Consider the following 16,217-nt stretch of genomic DNA (forward strand, 5'->3'; position numbering starts at 1 on the left):
TGAAGAAAGGGCCGCAACGCCCCGGCCTGTCGAGAAAAAATCCCAGCTCATTTTTGAAACAATCACGATCTGCCCTTATTTTGTTGGAGTTAATCCATACCCGCGGATTCCCGCCTTATCAAACTTTTAGCTTGGATTGTGACCGTAGTAGGCGTATACAGAGGTCACTGCTCGATAGGTTTCTTGCCTGTATGAAACCTGCCTCAATAACTTACGCCCGCCTCGTGCGGGCGTTTTTTTTGGCCTATTGCTTGCCGCCTCCCTTCCTTGGCGGTTTCGCGCGCAAACCCTTTCCCTTTGCCGCCGTCGCAGTACATGATGCAGTCGCAGCATGAACAAGGAGACGCGCCATGGCTTTCACCATCGACCTGTCCGGCAAGACAGCCGTCATCACCGGATCGAATTCTGGAATCGGACTGGGCATCGCCTGGGAATTGGCGCGTGCCGGGGCCGATATCGTGTTGAACTCTTTTACCGATGACGAAGCGGATCATGCTTTGGCGCAGAAGATGGCCGAGGAATGCAACGTAACGGCCCGGTACATCAAGGCGGATATGTCCAAGGGGGCGGAGTGTCGGCGTTTGATCGCCGAAGCCGGGACCTGTGACATCCTGGTGAACAATGCGGGCATCCAGCACGTGGCTCCGATCCCTGAGTTTCCGGCCGAGAAATGGGATGCGATCATCGCGATTAACCTGTCGTCGGCCTTTCACACCACCGCCGAAGCACTGCCGATGATGCGCAAGGCGGGGTGGGGCCGGGTGATCAACATCGCCTCGGCGCATGGCTTGACGGCCTCGCCCTATAAATCGGCCTATATCGCCGCAAAACATGGGATTGTCGGCCTCAGCAAGACGACCGCGCTAGAAACAGCAAAAGAGCCAATCACCTGCAACGCGATCTGCCCGGGCTATGTGCTGACCCCCATCGTCCAGAAGCAGATCCCCGACACGATGAAAGAATACGACATGAGCCGCGAAGAGGTAATCGAGCAGGTCATGCTCACGCGCCAGCCTTCGCGTGAATTTGCCACGGTCGAGCAGATGGGCGGCACGGCGACGTTTCTCTGCTCTGACGCGGCGGCCCAGATCACCGGCACGACCATCAGCGTCGATGGCGGCTGGACAGCGTTGTAAGCGCCGTGGCGGTCAAAAAACGCATTAACCTCGCCCTCCAAGGGGGCGGCGCGCATGGCGCTTTCACTTGGGGGGTGTTGGATCGGCTGTTGCAACAGGACGATCTTGAGATCTGCGGCATCTCCGGCACGTCTGCCGGGGCGCTGAATGGCGCGGCGCTGAAATCGGGCATGATCTCGGGCGGGCGCGAGGGCGCGCGGGAAAACCTTGATTGGCTCTGGACGCAGGTGTCGGGCATTTCCGACCTGCGGCTGTCACATTGGCTGGCGCCTTTTGGGCTGGATAAGCTCAGTCAGGCGATGGAATATTCCCTGCCCATGGCGATCTCAGACTCGCTGACGCGGGTCGTGTCGCCCTATGCCTATGGGCCGTTCTATCGCAATCCACTCGAAGATGTCGTGGCGCGGTTCGACTATGGCAAAGTGGGGGCGCAGAAACCGCCGTTCTTCTTTGTCTGCGCCACGCGGGTGCGCAACGGCAAGATCAGAGTGTTCGAGGGAGATGAGATCGGCCCTGCCGCGCTGCTGGCCTCGGCTTGTCTGCCGACGATCTTTAAGGCGGTTGAGATTGACGATGCCCAGACCGGCCAACGCGAAGCGTTTTGGGATGGCGGTTACACTGGCAACCCGGCGCTGTTTCCGCTGTTCCGCGATGACCTGCCCGAAGACATCGTGGTGGTGAACATCAACCCGCTAGAGCGTGAAGACCTGCCGACAACGCCCCAGCAAATCCAGAACCGGATCAATGAAATCAGCTTTAATTCCAGCCTCTTGCGAGAGATGCGTGCGATTGATTTCGTCCAGCGCCTGATCGCGGATGGCACCCTGCCAGAGGGACGGATGAAGCGGGTCCACATGCATATGATCGCCGATGACGCGCTAATGGCGCAGCTTTCGGTGGCCACCAAGCTGATGCCGAACCCAGCCGTGATCAGGGCGCTGCATGAGGCGGGTGTGGCGGCGGCGGATCAGTTTTTGACGGACCACTTTGATGATCTGAACCAACGCAGCAGCGTCGATCTACCCGCGATGTTCGGCTGAGTTTTCGGGGTCTGACAGCGCCAGCGCCTCGGGCAGATCGGCACCGGGGCGCGGCGGGTAGACCAGCCCGGCAGAGATCACCAGCTTCGCCGCGTCTTCGACACTCATGTCGAGCTCGATCACATCCTCGCGCGGCAGGAAGAGCAAAAAGCCTGAGGTCGGGTTTGGCGTCGTCGGCAGAAAGACCGAAAGCATCTCGCCCCCCGCGTTTGTCCGGGCCAAGACCTCTCCCTTGGCTTCGGTCGAGATAAAGCCAAGCGCCCAGATGCCGCGCCGGGGGTATTCGATCAGGCAGGCGGTCTCAAAGCTCCGCTCGGACTGGGCAAAGATCGTCTCGGAGATCTGTTTGATGCCGGAGTAGATCGTCCGCACCACGGGGGTGCGTTCCACCAGACTTTCGGCAAAACGGATCATCGAACGCCCGATCAGCCCTTTCGCAGCCCAGCCCACCATGACGGTGAAGATCAAAAAGATCACCACCCCAAGGCCGCGCACGTTGAATTGCATCGAGGGGTCGAGGCCAAGGAAATCTTGGAGCAGGCGGTCAGGATGGTAGGCTTTGGGCACCAATGGCAGCACGAAACCGTCGATCCAGCCGACCACGCTCCAGATCAGCCAGATGGTCAGCCCAACGGGCGCAATCACAACCAACCCGGTCAGGAAAGACGCGCGCAGCCTTGCGACAAGGCTGCGCCGGACCTGTGTTGGGTCGGGATCAAAAGGTGTGTTCATCTGCGCCGTTTTCCGAAGAGTTAATCGCAATATAGCTAAGGCGTATGCCCCGGCCCGGCAATGGCTCGACGGTGTTTTTCGCCTTTAACGCGGCAGGTTGACGAGGTTTGCGGCGATCTGGGCCCCCAGCCGGGCATTGTTGCGCACCAATGCGATATTGGCGACCAGCGAGCGGCCCTCGGTCAGTTCAAAGATGCGCTGGAGCAGGAAGGGGGTCACGTGCTTGCCGCTGACACCCTGCGCATCGGCCTCAGATTGGGCCTGCGCGATGATTGGGGCCAGTTCGGCGGCGGGAATTTCCTCATCCGCGGGGATCGGATTGGCCACAAGCTGCCCGCCGGGCAGCCCCATGGCGGCGCGGGTGCGGTGGGCCTTGGCAAGGGCTGCGGCATCGTCAAGACGCAGCGGCGATTGCAGATCGGAGCCTGCGCTCCAGAAGGCGGGGAAGCTGTCTTGCCCCACGGTGATGACCGGCACGCCTTGGGTCTCAAGTACTTCCAGCGTTTTCGGCACGTCCAAGATTGCTTTGGCACCCGCGGCGATCACGGTGACGGGTGTCTGCGCCAATTCCATCAGGTCGGCGGAGATGTCAAAGCTGTCTTCCGCGCCTTTGTGCACGCCGCCGATGCCGCCCGTGGCAAAGACTTCGATGCCCGCGAGGTTGGCGGCGATCATGGTGGCGGCGACTGTGGTGGCGCCTGTGCCGCCCGATGCGATGCAGACGGCCATATCGGCACGCGAAAGTTTCGCCACATTTTTGGCCTGCGCCAGATCGCTAAGCTGGTCGTCGTCCAAACCGATATGCAACGCGCCACGGATCACGGCGATGGTGGCGGGCACGGCCCCGGCATCGCGGATGTCCTGCTCAACCTGCCGCGCCACTTCGAGGTTCTGCGGATAGGGCATGCCATGGGTGATGATTGTGCTTTCCAACGCCACGATCGGTGCGCCGCTTTCGCGGGCCTTGGCCACTTCGGCGCTGAAGGTCAGGGGCAGGGCGTAAGGGGCGGTGGTCATATCTTGGTCTCTCCGGAAACGTAAAGGGCGGCAGCGTCAAGTGCGGCCTTGAGGGCGGGTTGCGCGACGGCACCGCCAAGTTCGGCCGCCACATGGGCGGCCATGAATGTGTCGCCTGCGCCCGTCACCCGGGCCACATGGACCGAGGGTGGGGTGAGGGTGATGATATCATCGCCTTGACCCACGGTGGCGGGGTTGCCGCCATCTGTCACCACGGCACGGCGCGCGCCGCGGGCCAGCAGGGCGCGGGCGGCGGAGGGGGAATCGTCAAAGCTGGCCTGACACAGCAGCCCGGCTTCTTCGAGGTTCACATAAAGCGTGCCGCGCCCCGCTTTAAGGAAAGGCGTCAGCCGCAGTGCCTTGCCAGGAGAGGCGGGGGCCACGCGCAGATCGGCCTTTGCCAACAGCGGGCTTTGCGCCATCCGGGCGAGCAATTCGACGGTAAGGTTGCCATCCAGCGCCACGGCGCCTTCGTAAGGGGCGGGCAGGCTGCCATCCTCCAGCGGGCGCAGAATTTTATCCCCCGCAGCTTCCAGCGAATGGGCATCGGCAATCGCGGCGATAAGCCCGTTAGACCCTTCGACGGCCATATAGCGGTCAGTCGGCAGATCGTCTGAGCGGTAAACGTGATCGGTGATCAGACCGCGCAGAGCGCAGGCGGCGATCAACTCGTCCCCCTCCGCGTCGCGGCCCACGGCGGAAAGCAGCGCGGGCGTCAACCCAAAGCGCGCCAGCGCCATGCCGATGTTCAGCGCCACGCCGCCCGGCAAGCGGGTGATGCGCCCCGGCATGTCAGAGCCTTGGCGCATCGCGTTTTCAGAGCGGCCGATCACGTCCCAAAGGACGGAGCCAATGCACAGGATGTCAGCTGTCTTTGTCATGCGGCGCTTCTAGCCGCCAAATCTGCCCACGTGCAAGCGGCGTTATTGTGGCACCGCAAATGTTAGCGCCGCCCAAAGCGTTTCCCAGACCGGCTGGTCGGGATCGTATCCGGCACCTGTCTGTGCCGCTGCTGCCGGGCGCAGCACCACGGCGTCAAAGAGGTATTCGTGGCCTTCGGTGACTGGAATAACCGCTTCGCCCGCCGCGTCGGTGCGGTGGAGCGAGATGGTCACGCTGTCATCCGGCGCGCGGTCGAATACCTCAACCTGGGCATCGGCGCGAGGTTCATCCTGATAGAAAAGAGCGACCTTCATCTGACCCTCGAAATCCGCGTCATAGGGATTCGTCAGGGCGACAAATTCGGTGGTCATGCCGGTGGGGGCGTCGTCTCCAACGCCTGTACCTGTGGCGATCAGGGTTTTGACGTGGCGTGTATAGCTCTCCACGACTTTTTCCTGCGACCAGCCGTTGGCGCTGTGATCGGCTTCAGCCTTCGGGAAATCCTTGTGCTCGGCGAAGGAGAGGAACTTCTCCCATTCCTCATAGATCACCTTTGAGGGGGTGGTTTCGGCCAGTACAACCACCAGCGCATCCCGGCCCGGCGCGGGGATCTGAAGCGCCGGGTTGTCGCCCGCACGGGGAGAGAGATTATAGGCCTGTCCCTCTACCACAATTTCAAAACGATTGAGCCGGTTGGGAAGATAGGGAAAGGTCGATCCGACAAACTCTTCGCCATTGCGGAAATGCGCTGCGATCTTTTCACCGCTTTCCACTTGATAGTTCAGTGGCGACAGCCAGTATTCATGGGCAACAGCAGGTAATGCCGGTAAGATACTGAAAATAATAGCGGACAACTGGGACAGTTTCATGAAGCGAACTTTCATTTTGTTAAGAACCAAGCTGGCATTGCTTGGGCTAATGTCAAGCGCGTTGGTGATTTCCATAGGCGCTGCGGTACAGGCGCATGAGGTCAAACCGACAATCGCGGACCTGACCGTCGCCGAAGGGCGCGCGGTGCTGGCGCTTGAGATTAACCTCGAGGCTCTGCTGGCGGGGATCGACCTCGACACTGTCGAAGACACCGACAATTCCGAGAATGCAGGCGATTACGATGCGCTGCGAAGCCTGCCCGCCGCGCGTATCGCGGCCCGTGCGCCCGAGCTTTTGCCGAACTGGAACAGCCTGCCATTGCTCAGCGTGAATGGCGCGGCCGTGCCTTTGGAAAGTGTGATGATCGAGGTGCCCGAGGGGATCGACGCCGAACTGCCGCGCGACAGTCTTTGGCGGCTGGAGGCGGCAGTGCCTGCAGGAGCCGAGCAGGTGCAGGTGACCTGGCCTGATGGCGCGGGCGCATTGGTGCTGCGCCAGCAGGGGGTGGAAGACCCCTATACCGGCTATCTGGCGGGTGGCGAAACAAGCCCCGAGATCGCGCTCTCGGGCGGCGATGCGCAAAGTGGTTGGCAAGCCTTCGTCAGCTATATCCCGGTCGGTTTCGACCACATCCTGCCCAAAGGATTAGATCATATCCTTTTCGTTTTGGGCCTGTTCTTCCTGTCGACCCGTCTGCGCCCTTTGATCTGGCAGGTTACCGCCTTCACGCTGGCCCACACGGTCACGCTTGCACTTGGTGCTCTGGGCTGGGTCAACGTGCCCGGTGCCATCGTCGAGCCGCTGATCGCCGCGTCGATCACCTATGTCGCGGTCGAGAATATCTTTCATTCGGCGCTGAACCGTTGGCGGCCCTTGGTGATCTTTGGTTTCGGCCTGCTGCACGGGCTCGGCTTTGCCTCGGTGCTGGGGGACTTTGGCCTGCCAGCAGGGCAATTCGTCCCGGCGCTTATTGGCTTTAATATCGGGGTGGAACTGGGCCAGCTTGCGGTGATCGCCATCGCCTTCGTGCTGGTCGGCTGGGCGATGAAGCGCGATTGGTATCGCCGGGCCATCGCGGTGCCCGCCTCCTGCGTCATCGCGGCGGTCGGGGCCTATTGGTTCATCGAACGGGTATTTCTGTAAGCGCGCGGGCAGCCCTTAACCGGGCTGCCCCAAGGGCCGCTTAGCCCTGCATGGCGGCGATCAGGGTGGCGAGTTCGGCCACCGGATCGTCCTTGTCCCAAATCTCGGTCCCGATGCCGAAAAAGTCGGTCCGGGGGGCAAGGGCGCGGATCATATTGATGTCCAGCGCGCCCTCGGCGACGACGGGCACTTCGATCACTTCGGACCACCATTGAAACAATTCGGCTTCGGCAAAGCTTCCGTCGCCAAGCGTGCTGGCTTGGGTGGGGCCAAAGCTGACGTAATCGGCCCCGGCTTCGCCAGCGGCCATCCCCTCGTGCCGCGATGTGCCGCAGAAGGAACCGACGATCGCATCTTCGCCCAGTTCTTTGCGGGCATGGCGCACGGTGCGCGCGGCATCGCTGAGGTGTACCCCGTCAAGGCCGAGCTTTTCGACCATCAGCAGGTGATCCGAGATCACCAAGGCCACATCGCGCGCATGGGTCACCTCGCGCAGCGCGTCACCGGCGCGCGACAGACGGTCTTCGTCGCGGGTTGATAGCGCCATCCGCACACAGGCGACCGGATGCGCGTCCAGCACGGCGGCCAGTTGCGCGGGGAATTGGCTCAGCTCAACTTCGGGTGGGGTGATAAGGTAAATCTGCGGCTGTTCTGGCGCGTCCATGGTCCTATCCTTAATCGGGTCCGGGGCCTTAATCGGGTCTGGGGCCCTGCTCGGGTCTGGAGGTCTGACTAGCGCAAGGCGCTGCAAAAGAAAACGGATATGCGTCTGTGGCGCGGGCTTTCTTGCGGTGGTGCGGCGCAGGGGCTATGAGGCGCGCATGACCCAGACAACATCCTCCTCCGTCCAGCCTGCGCCGATCCCGGCCATCGTGCTTGTCCGCCCACAGATGGGCGAGAACATCGGCGCCGCGGCGCGCGCGATGTGGAACTTTGGCCTAGATCACATGCGCGTCGTGGCCCCGCGCGACGGTTGGCCCAGCCAATCTGCCGTGGCCATGGCCTCGGGCGCGGGGCGGCTGTTGGATGAGGCGCAGCATTGCGACGATCTGCCGGGCGCGCTCAGCGATTGCGATTTCACCTTTGCCACCACCGCGCGCGGCCGCGACCTGACCAAGCCGGTCTACAGCCCCGAAGCGGCGATGCGGCTGGCCGCGGAAAAGATCGCGGCGGGCCAACGGGTTGCGGTGCTTTTCGGCCCAGAGCGGGCCGGGCTGGAGAACGAGGATATCGCGCAGGCAAACGCCATCGTCTCGGTCCCGGTGAATCCTAAATTCGCCTCGCTCAACCTCGCGCAATGCGTGCTCTTGATGTCCTATGAATGGATGCGCGCACAGGGTGAAGTGACGCATGAGGTGACCGAGATGGCAGGCACCGACTGGGCCAAAGGAGCCGAGGTTGACCATCTGGCGCGGCATTACGAGGAACGGTTGGAAGAGGCGGGGTTCTTCTATCCCGAACATAAAACCGCATCGATGAAGCTGAACCTGCGCAACATGTGGTCGCGAATGCCGCTGACCCGAGCGGATGTTCAGATGTTGCATGGCATCCTGCGGCAAATGGTCCGGTGGAAGAACAAGGACTGAGGGAAGACTGAGGGCCAGCGGCTGCCCGTGGGATGGCGATGCATTGGGTGGTTCATGCCACTTTATCGTGCAGCGTCAACGCTTTGTCGCAAAGGCGCACCCAGCCTCACCAAATCGCCTCCCCGTGGGGCGGACAGGCGATGGCCCGGCGCCTGCGGCTTGGCTCCGGGCTGGGCTGCCTCTGCACCGTTTCGAACATAACGCCCCCCGCTAGACCTTTCCCCGCCCATGGCATACCACTGCATCCAAACGGAAAATGAGGCGCGCCATGGCGGAAAAACGCAAACTTTTCGAAGAGGTCGGCACCGACCAACCCAGCCGTGCCCCGGTGCAAACCGGCGGCATCGACAAGGGCCGTGGCGGCGCACGCGGCCCGATCCGGATTTGGCTGATGATCCTCTTCGCGCTGGTCTTTGTCATGATCGCCGTGGGCGGGCTGACGCGGCTGACCGACTCTGGGCTCAGCATCACCGAATGGCGCCCCGTCACTGGCGCTCTGCCCCCGATGACTGAGGCCGACTGGCAGTCTGAGTTCGATAAATACAAGCAGATCGACGAGTTTCAGGTCCAGAACTCTTGGATGGAACTCTCTGATTTTAAAAGCATCTATTGGTGGGAATGGGGGCATCGGCAACTTGGCCGGGTGATTGGCCTCGTCTGGGTTTTGGGCTTTCTCTACTTCCTGCTTCGGCGTCAAATTCCGGTGGGCTGGAACAAGCGCCTGCTTTTTATCGGCGCATTGGGCGGCGCGCAGGGGGCGATTGGCTGGTGGATGGTCGCCTCGGGGGTGACCAGCGGGCAGGGGGTGACGGATGTGGCCTCTTACCGTTTGGCGACCCATCTCGGCCTCGCCTTTGTCATCCTCGGATTTATCACATGGTATGTGCTCTTGTTGGGCCGCAGCGAACGCGACCTGATTCAGGCCCGCCGCGCCAAGGAGGCCAAGCAGTTCGGCATGGCCACGGGGTTGTTGCATTTCGCAGCGTTGCAGATCCTACTGGGTGCCTTGGTCGCGGGCATTGATGCAGGGCGCTATTTCGTCGATTGGCCGCTGATGCAGGGGCAGTTCTTCCCGCCAGAGGCTTTCGATATCACGCCCACATGGCGCAACTTCTTTGAAAACCCCGGGCTGGTGCAATTCATGCACCGAATGGCGGGCTATCTGCTCTTTGCATTCGGCGTGGTCGTCTGGCTGCGCGGTCGCCGCTCGGCCCATGCGCGGACGCGATTTGCGTTTAATGCGGTGATGGCGGCGCTGGCCTTGCAGGTGGTTCTGGGCATCACCACGGTGCTTTATGCCGCTCCGGTGCATCTGGCGCTGGCGCATCAGGCGTTGGCCGTTCTGCTCTGGGTGTTGATCCTGCGGGCGCGTTTTCATGCGGCCTATCCCGTCGCCACATCGCTGAGAGGCTGAGACATGACTGCATATGACGAATTGATGGCCTTTCAGCGCGAAACAGAAGCGTTGGCGCAGGTCGCGGGGCGGCTCGGCTGGGACCAAGAAACGGTCATGCCCCGCGGCGCCGCGCCCCAGCGGGGCGAGGAGATGGCGGCGATGGAAAGCGTGCTGCACGCCCGCCGCATCGACCCGCGTATCGCCGATTGGTTGGGCCGTATCGAAACGGCGGGTCTGGACGCGGTGGGGCAGGCCAATCTGCGCCACATCAAACGCGATGTTGACCGAGCGACCCGTGTTCCCGCCGATTTGGCGGCGCGGATCGCCCGTGTCACCTCCGCCGCCCAAGGCACATGGGCCGAGGCCCGTGCCGCCGACGATTTCGCGGCCTTCGCTCCTACCTTGAAAGAAGTGATCGCCCTCAAACGGGAAGAGGGGGCTGCGCTGGCCGAGGGGCGCGATATCGGTATCTACGACGCGATGCTAGAAGACTATGAGCCCGGCACCACAGCGGCGGACCTCGAAGCCATGTTCGGCGCGCTGCGCCCAAAGTTGGCCGAACTGCGCGCCGCCGTGCGGGAGGCCGAAGCGCCACCGGTGCTGGAAGGGGTTTTCGACGAAGCGGCGCAGATGACCCTGACCGCCAAACTGGCGCGGCGCTTTGGCTATGATCTGGCCACCGGGCGGATCGACAAGGCGGTGCATCCTTTCTCATCGGGCTCGGGTTTGGACGTCCGGATCACCACAAGGACTAATGCGCTTGACCCGTTCAACTGCTTTTATTCGACAGTGCATGAGGTTGGCCACGCCGCCTATGAACAGGGAATCGACAGCGCCTACCTGCTGACCCCGCTGGGGCGCGGGGTGTCGATGGGGGTGCATGAAAGCCAGAGCCGAATCTATGAGAATCAAATTGGCCGCAGCCGCGCCTTCACCGGATGGCTCTACGGCGAGATGACGGCTGTCTACGGCGACTTTGGCGTGCCGGATGCCGAGACATTTTACAGCATCGTCAACCGCGTGTCGGATGGCTTCATTCGGACCGAGGCTGACGAGCTGCAATATAACATTCACGTCCTGCTGCGGTTCGACCTTGAACGTGCGCTGATGTCGGGCGATCTGCAGGTCGACGGGTTGGAGGCCGCATGGAACGATCGGTTCGAGGCCGATTTCGGCTACGCGGTTGACCGTCCCTCAAACGGGGTCTTGCAGGATGTCCATTGGTCGGTCGGGCTATTGGGGTATTTCCCAACCTACAGCCTCGGCAATGTCTATGCGGGATGCCTTCATGAGGCACTGCGGAAAGCGGTACCTGATCTTGATGACGCCTTGGCAAGAGGAGATACAAGCACGGCCACCGCATGGCTTCGCGAGAACGTGCAGCAGCACGGCGGGCTCTACGAGCCGCGAGAGGTGATCGCGCGGGCTTGCGGAAAGCCGCCGACGGAGGCGCCTTTGCTGACTTATCTGGAGAATAAGTTCAAAGATTTGTACAATATTTAAGCATGCAAGACCGGGAACAATCGAGCGTTGACGGGGTTGCTTAAACAGCGGGCACTGCTTTGGTTCTTAACTATGCCTTAACATTTCGCCTTTGCGCTGCTCTCGTTTATATGCGATGGTGCAGTGAGTTTAAAATTTGACGAGATACAGGAGTACCTAGACGTGAAAATTCTTGCAACGGTGGCGGCGACTATCGCTCTTTCGGGTGCTGCATTCGCCCAAACGACAACACAGGCAGCTGTTCTTGGCGCATCGGACGATAGCGTCTATTCGCTTCAGGTTCAGGGCGCTAACGGCATCATCTACAACTGTAAGCCGAACCCAGTAACAGTTGACGGCAACACCGCACGTGTTTGCGTTCGTGCCGATGGCGCTGGTCTCTTCGAAGCGGGCGCTGGCCTGGGTGGTGGCGCTGCTGCAGCCGGTGCGGCTCTGGTCCTGATTGCCATTGCGTCGGGCTCGTCTTCTTCGACTACAACAACGACTACCAACTAAGCCTTAACGAAAGCTTAAGTTGGAAAAACCCCCGCGCTGATAGCGCGGGGGTTTTTTTATTGCTGGATAGTCTGTCGAAAAAAACGCCCCCCACGTTTTCGCGCAGGGGGCGGAGCGGCTGCCGATTATTCGGCGGCGCTGCTTCCTTCATCGGCTTCGCCTTCTTCCTCTTCGTTGCCCTGATCGGCGATCCAAGCGACGCTGACGACTTCCTCGTTCTTGCCGGTGCTGAACACCTTCACGCCGCCTGCACTGCGCGAGCGGAAAGAAATCCCCTCAACCGGGACGCGGATCGACTGGCCTTTGGAGGTTGCAAGCATCACCTGATCGGACATTTCCACCGGGAAACAGGCGACGATAGGGCCATGGGCCATGGCCTTGGTCCAAGCGGTCACACCCATGCCGCCGCGGCCTCGGACCGGGTAATCATGAGCCGAGGAAACCTTGCCCGCGCCCTTTGCGGTGATCGTCAGGATCAGATCTTCGGCTGCCGACATTTCCGCATAGCGTTCGGTGCTGAGCTGCCCGGCTTGTACCTGCTCTTCCTCGTCGTCGCTGCTTTCGTCATCGGTCAGCCCGGCCATCAAGCGGCGCTGTTTAAGATAGGCGACACGTTCTTCCGAGCTTGCCTCGAAATGCCGGATCACGGACATGGAGACGAGGTTATCTCCTTCACCCAAACGGATGCCGCGCACACCGACGGAGTTGCGCGAGTTGAAGACCCGCACGTCGGTCGCCGGGAAGCGGATTGCCCGGCCTGCGTCGGTGACCAGCATCACGTCATCGTCGTTCGAGGCGATGCGCGCGTTGATCAGCGTGGTGCCCTCGTGTTCGCCTTCGAACTTCATCGCGATCTTGCCGTTGGACTTCACATTGGTGAAATCCGACAGCTTGTTGCGCCGCACGGTCCCGGCGGAGGTGGCAAAGATCACCTGTAGGTCGTCCCAATCCTTCTCATCCCGGTCCACGGGCATAATCGCGGCGATGGAGACCCCGGTGGGTATGGGCAGAATGTTCACGATGGCCTTGCCCTTGGCGGTGCGGGCCCCCTGTGGAAGGCGCCATGTCTTCAGCTTGTAAACCATGCCATCGGTGGTGAAGAACAAAAGCTGCGTATGGGTATTGGCAACGAAGAGGTTGGTGACAACATCCTCTTCCTTGGTCTGCATGCCCGAAACACCCTTGCCGCCCCGGCGCTGCGCGCGGAAGTCGGCCAGCGGCGTGCGTTTGATGTAGCCGCCGGAAGTCACGGTCACGACCATGTCCTCGCGCGCAATGAGGTCTTCGTCGTCCATGTCGCCCGACCAGTCGACGATCTCTGTCCGGCGCGGCACGGCGAATTGCTCGCGCACCTCGCGCAGCTCGTCCGAGATGATGCCGAGGATGCGCTCACGGGAGCCGAGAATTTCGAGATATTCCTTAATCTTACCGGCCAACTCTTCCAGCTCGTCGGTGACTTCCTTGACGCCGATCTGGGTCAGGCGCTGCAAACGCAGTTCAAGGATCGCGCGGGCCTGCGCCTCGGAAAGGTTATAGGTGCCATCGTCATTCGCGGTATGGGTCGGATCGTCGATCAACGCGATATAGGGCAAGATGTCTTCGGCGGGCCAGCGGCGGGTCATCAGCTTTTCGCGTGCCTCGGCCGCGTCGGCAGAGGCGCGGATGGTGGCGACAACCTCGTCGATGTTGGTGACGGCCACGGCCAAACCACAAAGGATGTGGCTGCGTTCACGTGCCTTGCGCAGCAGATAGGCGGTGCGGCGGGCGACAACTTCTTCGCGGAAGTCAATGAAGTAGCTGAGGAACTTGCGCAGCGTCAGTTGCTCGGGGCGGCCCCCGTTCAGGGCCAGCATGTTGCAGCCGAAATAGGTCTGCATCGGCGTGAAACGGTAAAGCTGGTTCATTACCACTTCGGCAGTCGCGTCGCGTTTCAATTCGACCACCACGCGCACGCCGTTGCGGTCGCTTTCGTCTTGAACGTGGGAAATGCCCTCGATTTTCTTGTCACGGACCTGCTCGGCGATCTTTTCGATCATCGAGGCCTTGTTAACCTGATAGGGGATCTCGTCGATGACGATGGCCCAGCGGTCTTTGCGGATTTCTTCGACCCGCGTTTTGGCGCGGATCACCACGCTGCCACGCCCCTCAAGGTAGGCTTTGCGCGCGCCGGAACGCCCCAGCATAATGCCGCCTGTCGGGAAATCGGGGCCGGGGACGTAGTCGATCAACTGCTCAGAGGTGAGGTCCGGGTCGTCAATCAGCGCGAGGCAAGCGTCGATCACCTCACCAAGGTTGTGCGGCGGGATGTTGGTTGCCATGCCGACGGCGATACCGCCCGCGCCATTGACCAGCATGTTGGGAAAGCGCGCGGGCAGGACAGTCGGTTCCTGCTGCTTGCCATCATAGTTGTCTTGGAAATCAACGGTTTCCTTGTCGATGTCCGCCAAAAGATAGGCGGCAGGCTTGTCCATGCGCACCTCGGTGTAGCGCATCGCTGCCGGGTTATCCCCGTCCATCGAGCCGAAGTTGCCCTGACCGTCCAAGAGCGGCAGCGACATGGAGAAATCCTGCGCCATCCGCACCAGCGCGTCGTAAATCGCACTATCGCCATGCGGGTGGTACTGGCCCATGACATCGCCCACCGGACGGGCAGATTTGCGGTAGGCTTTCTCATGCGTGTTGCCGGTCTCATGCATCGCATAAAGGATGCGGCGGTGCACCGGTTTCAGGCCATCGCGGAGATCGGGAATCGCGCGGCTGACGATCACGCTCATCGCGTAGTCCAGATAGGACGTGCGCATCTCGTGTTCGATGGTCACCGACGGCCCGTGAAAGATGGGCTTTTCGTCTGCGTTTTCAGGGGTATCCGGCGTATCGGTCACGTATCTTGCCCACCATTTTTATGGTTCTATATCTTGGGGTTTTCTATAGCAGACGGGGCATATCAGGTGCAATGGCTGTGGCCGAAACGCACTGGCAGCACTCTGGCTCAAGTGCCAACATGCTGTTTTCATTGAAAAGTAATTCTCACCGCGCAAACTTGTCATACAGAGGCAGCAAAGGAGGCGCAACATGCCCCGCAGTGAAACCGAAATGATGCTGAAAGGTTACGGGCTGACCACGGCAGAGTTCTTTTATCATATGCCCGACTATAGTCATGTGCTGAACAGCTATATCTGGCAGGACTACGATATCGCGCCAGACCATCCGCGTTTGTTCGAATTCGTCGAATTCTGGCGCGCGGAACTGGATGGGCCGCTGCATTCGGTCCGTTTCACCCATCGCAAGCTGATCGGTCCCGGTGAGTGGCAGAACCAAGTGGGCGAGTTCACGTTGCATTAAGCCAAAAGGGCAGCCATCCAAAGGGCAGGGGCATCAAGCCGAACAACTCGCCCCGCCCAAGACACAGAACTTTGCACAGTGCGGGTGGTTCAATGCCACATCACGCTCCGCCTCGGCCAAGGTCGTGCCAAGCTCGAACTCCGGGTCGTAGGGCAGCAGGGTGCAGGCCAGCACGGCAGGCTTCTCAGCGCCTTTGCGTTTTACCACCATACGAGAGGAGGAGCACATCACCGCATTTGGCGAAATATCCAAGATGCCCCAGCAGGCGGTGGTAATCTCTGGAACTTCAACGGCTTCGTCCATCTCAGGGAAAAGTACGGTCATGCCGGGGTCTTGGGCGTCGATGTCAAAGCCGTGCTCTGCGTAAAAGGCGGCATAGCCCGCGCGGCTATCGGCATCGCTATCGGCAAAGATCGAGCGCCCCGCCACGGCCATGCGGAACCCATTGTCGCGCAGCCATTCCATGCCCAGCAGCGTCTTGTCAAAAGCGCCTCCACCGCGCTCCGCGTCATGCAGATCGCGGCGGTAATGGTCGACGGAGATACGAAAGGTCATCTTGCCGGGATAGGCATCGCGCAGCCGCAACAGGCCGTTTTGCACCGACTTGCGCATCATCGGGCGCATGGCGTTAGTAAGGATCAACACCTCATAGCCGCGCGCCAGCGAGGCTTCGGTGATCTCGATCATCTGCGGGTTCATGAAGGGCTCGCCCCCGGTAAAGGCGATTTCGCGCACCGGCCAGTCGCGCTCGACAATCTGGTCGAGGTAGTCGCGCACTTCATCGGCGGTGATATAGACCAGCGCGTCATTCTTGGGGCTGGAGGCGATGTAGCAGTTCACACATTCGATATTGCACAGGGTGCCAGTGTTGAACCACAGCGTCTCCGCGCCGCGCAGAGCGACGGTGGCGCGTGGTTCCCCCTTGGCGGTCACCGCCGGGTTCTGGAACTTGCCCTCGTTTGCTTGCGCGATATCTTTCATGATTGGTCCTTGCGTGATCCCGTGTGTTCCTATCCAGTTGTGGTAAGCTATTGCGACCCTGCCTAAAAGTCCAAGCTGCGGGGCGCACAGTCTT

At 61.1% G+C, this 16,217-nt stretch carries 15 protein-coding genes; 8 read left to right on the forward strand and 7 right to left on the reverse strand.

Going from position 1 to position 16,217, the window contains the following annotated elements; all coding sequences use genetic code 11:
* Window positions 1-350 precede the first annotated feature (350 nt).
* Together T8A63_RS08165 and T8A63_RS08170 are read left to right on the forward strand one after the other, a co-directional pair.
* Window positions 351-1,136 carry a 3-hydroxybutyrate dehydrogenase gene (locus T8A63_RS08165; protein WP_322345480.1) on the forward strand — a complete coding sequence of 262 codons (786 nt, stop codon included), beginning with the start codon at window positions 351-353 and terminating at the stop codon, window positions 1,134-1,136.
* Window positions 1,137-1,141: 5 nt separating this feature from the next.
* On the forward strand, window positions 1,142-2,176 hold the full coding sequence (locus T8A63_RS08170; protein WP_322345481.1) for a patatin-like phospholipase family protein: 1,035 nt from the start codon (window positions 1,142-1,144) through the stop codon (window positions 2,174-2,176).
* On the opposite strand, the gene T8A63_RS08175 is transcribed toward T8A63_RS08170, so the two are convergent.
* The 4 genes from T8A63_RS08175 to T8A63_RS08190 form a co-directional block, all read right to left on the reverse strand.
* On the reverse strand, window positions 2,156-2,908 hold the full coding sequence (locus tag T8A63_RS08175) for a DUF502 domain-containing protein (protein ID WP_067262054.1): 753 nt from the start codon (window positions 2,906-2,908) through the stop codon (window positions 2,156-2,158). The genes T8A63_RS08170 and T8A63_RS08175 overlap by 21 nt on opposite strands.
* Before the next feature lie 84 nt (window positions 2,909-2,992).
* Entirely contained in the window at window positions 2,993-3,925 is a 933-nt protein-coding gene (locus T8A63_RS08180; protein WP_322345482.1) for a pseudouridine-5'-phosphate glycosidase, read from the reverse strand.
* Window positions 3,922-4,806 carry a PfkB family carbohydrate kinase gene (locus tag T8A63_RS08185; protein ID WP_067623801.1) on the reverse strand — a complete coding sequence of 295 codons (885 nt, stop codon included), beginning with the start codon at window positions 4,804-4,806 and terminating at the stop codon, window positions 3,922-3,924. Before T8A63_RS08185 ends, T8A63_RS08180 begins: the two co-directional genes overlap by 4 nt.
* A 42-nt stretch (window positions 4,807-4,848) precedes the next feature.
* The gene (locus tag T8A63_RS08190) at window positions 4,849-5,751 is read right to left on the reverse strand and encodes a DUF4198 domain-containing protein (protein WP_322345483.1); all 903 of its coding nucleotides are present in this window, start codon (window positions 5,749-5,751) and stop codon (window positions 4,849-4,851) included.
* Here T8A63_RS08190 and T8A63_RS08195 point away from each other — a divergent pair.
* Window positions 5,675-6,820 (forward strand): HupE/UreJ family protein, encoded by a 1,146-nt coding sequence (locus tag T8A63_RS08195; RefSeq protein WP_322345484.1) that lies wholly within the window; start codon window positions 5,675-5,677, stop codon window positions 6,818-6,820. The genes T8A63_RS08190 and T8A63_RS08195 overlap by 77 nt on opposite strands.
* 40 nt (window positions 6,821-6,860) lie before the next feature.
* Here T8A63_RS08195 and T8A63_RS08200 read toward each other — a convergent pair whose 3' ends face one another.
* Window positions 6,861-7,484 carry a thiamine phosphate synthase gene (locus T8A63_RS08200; RefSeq protein ID WP_067623812.1) on the reverse strand — a complete coding sequence of 208 codons (624 nt, stop codon included), beginning with the start codon at window positions 7,482-7,484 and terminating at the stop codon, window positions 6,861-6,863.
* A 157-nt stretch (window positions 7,485-7,641) separates the two neighbouring features.
* Between T8A63_RS08200 and T8A63_RS08205 the strand changes: the two genes are divergently transcribed.
* From T8A63_RS08205 to T8A63_RS08220, 4 genes are all read left to right on the forward strand, one after another.
* The gene (locus tag T8A63_RS08205) at window positions 7,642-8,406 is read left to right on the forward strand and encodes an RNA methyltransferase (protein WP_322345485.1); all 765 of its coding nucleotides are present in this window, start codon (window positions 7,642-7,644) and stop codon (window positions 8,404-8,406) included.
* Between the two features lie 268 nt (window positions 8,407-8,674).
* Window positions 8,675-9,820 carry a heme A synthase gene (gene ctaA, locus T8A63_RS08210; protein ID WP_322345486.1) on the forward strand — a complete coding sequence of 382 codons (1,146 nt, stop codon included), beginning with the start codon at window positions 8,675-8,677 and terminating at the stop codon, window positions 9,818-9,820.
* A gap of 3 nt (window positions 9,821-9,823) precedes the next feature.
* The gene (locus T8A63_RS08215; protein ID WP_322345487.1) at window positions 9,824-11,305 is read left to right on the forward strand and encodes a carboxypeptidase M32; all 1,482 of its coding nucleotides are present in this window, start codon (window positions 9,824-9,826) and stop codon (window positions 11,303-11,305) included.
* 162 nt (window positions 11,306-11,467) lie between these two features.
* Window positions 11,468-11,800, forward strand: a complete 333-nt coding sequence (locus T8A63_RS08220) for a hypothetical protein (RefSeq protein WP_132443330.1) — start codon at window positions 11,468-11,470, stop codon at window positions 11,798-11,800.
* Window positions 11,801-11,925: 125 nt separating this feature from the next.
* Here the strand turns inward: T8A63_RS08220 and gyrA are convergent, their stop codons facing one another.
* Window positions 11,926-14,682, reverse strand: a complete 2,757-nt coding sequence (gyrA, locus tag T8A63_RS08225) for a DNA gyrase subunit A (RefSeq protein ID WP_322345488.1) — start codon at window positions 14,680-14,682, stop codon at window positions 11,926-11,928.
* 190 nt (window positions 14,683-14,872) lie between these two features.
* On the opposite strand from gyrA, the gene T8A63_RS08230 reads away from it, so the two are divergent.
* Complete coding sequence (locus T8A63_RS08230; protein ID WP_067623819.1) at window positions 14,873-15,142, forward strand: usg protein; 270 nt, start codon at window positions 14,873-14,875, stop codon at window positions 15,140-15,142.
* A gap of 33 nt (window positions 15,143-15,175) precedes the next feature.
* On the opposite strand, the gene T8A63_RS08235 is transcribed toward T8A63_RS08230, so the two are convergent.
* Entirely contained in the window at window positions 15,176-16,123 is a 948-nt protein-coding gene (locus tag T8A63_RS08235; protein WP_322345489.1) for a radical SAM protein, read from the reverse strand.
* Window positions 16,124-16,217: the final 94 nt, after the last annotated feature.

Source organism: Sulfitobacter sp. OXR-159 (assembly GCF_034377145.1).
Taxonomy (GTDB): domain Bacteria; phylum Pseudomonadota; class Alphaproteobacteria; order Rhodobacterales; family Rhodobacteraceae; genus Sulfitobacter.

Bases quoted from the DNA above. Each gene is read 5' to 3' on its own strand.
- T8A63_RS08165 (WP_322345480.1), top strand. From the start codon at position 351: ATGGCTTTCACCATCGACCTGTCCGGCAAGACAGCCGTCATCACCGGA.
- T8A63_RS08195 (WP_322345484.1), top strand. From the start codon at position 5,675: ATGAAGCGAACTTTCATTTTGTTAAGAACCAAGCTGGCATTGCTTGGG.
- T8A63_RS08200 (WP_067623812.1), bottom strand. From the start codon at position 7,484: ATGGACGCGCCAGAACAGCCGCAGATTTACCTTATCACCCCACCCGAA.
- T8A63_RS08180 (WP_322345482.1), bottom strand. From the start codon at position 3,925: ATGACCACCGCCCCTTACGCCCTGCCCCTGACCTTCAGCGCCGAAGTG.
- ctaA (WP_322345486.1), top strand. From the start codon at position 8,675: ATGGCGGAAAAACGCAAACTTTTCGAAGAGGTCGGCACCGACCAACCC.
- T8A63_RS08185 (WP_067623801.1), bottom strand. From the start codon at position 4,806: ATGACAAAGACAGCTGACATCCTGTGCATTGGCTCCGTCCTTTGGGAC.
- T8A63_RS08205 (WP_322345485.1), top strand. From the start codon at position 7,642: ATGACCCAGACAACATCCTCCTCCGTCCAGCCTGCGCCGATCCCGGCC.
- T8A63_RS08190 (WP_322345483.1), bottom strand. From the start codon at position 5,751: ATGGAAATCACCAACGCGCTTGACATTAGCCCAAGCAATGCCAGCTTG.
- T8A63_RS08215 (WP_322345487.1), top strand. From the start codon at position 9,824: ATGACTGCATATGACGAATTGATGGCCTTTCAGCGCGAAACAGAAGCG.
- T8A63_RS08230 (WP_067623819.1), top strand. From the start codon at position 14,873: ATGCCCCGCAGTGAAACCGAAATGATGCTGAAAGGTTACGGGCTGACC.
- T8A63_RS08235 (WP_322345489.1), bottom strand. From the start codon at position 16,123: ATGAAAGATATCGCGCAAGCAAACGAGGGCAAGTTCCAGAACCCGGCG.
- T8A63_RS08175 (WP_067262054.1), bottom strand. From the start codon at position 2,908: ATGAACACACCTTTTGATCCCGACCCAACACAGGTCCGGCGCAGCCTT.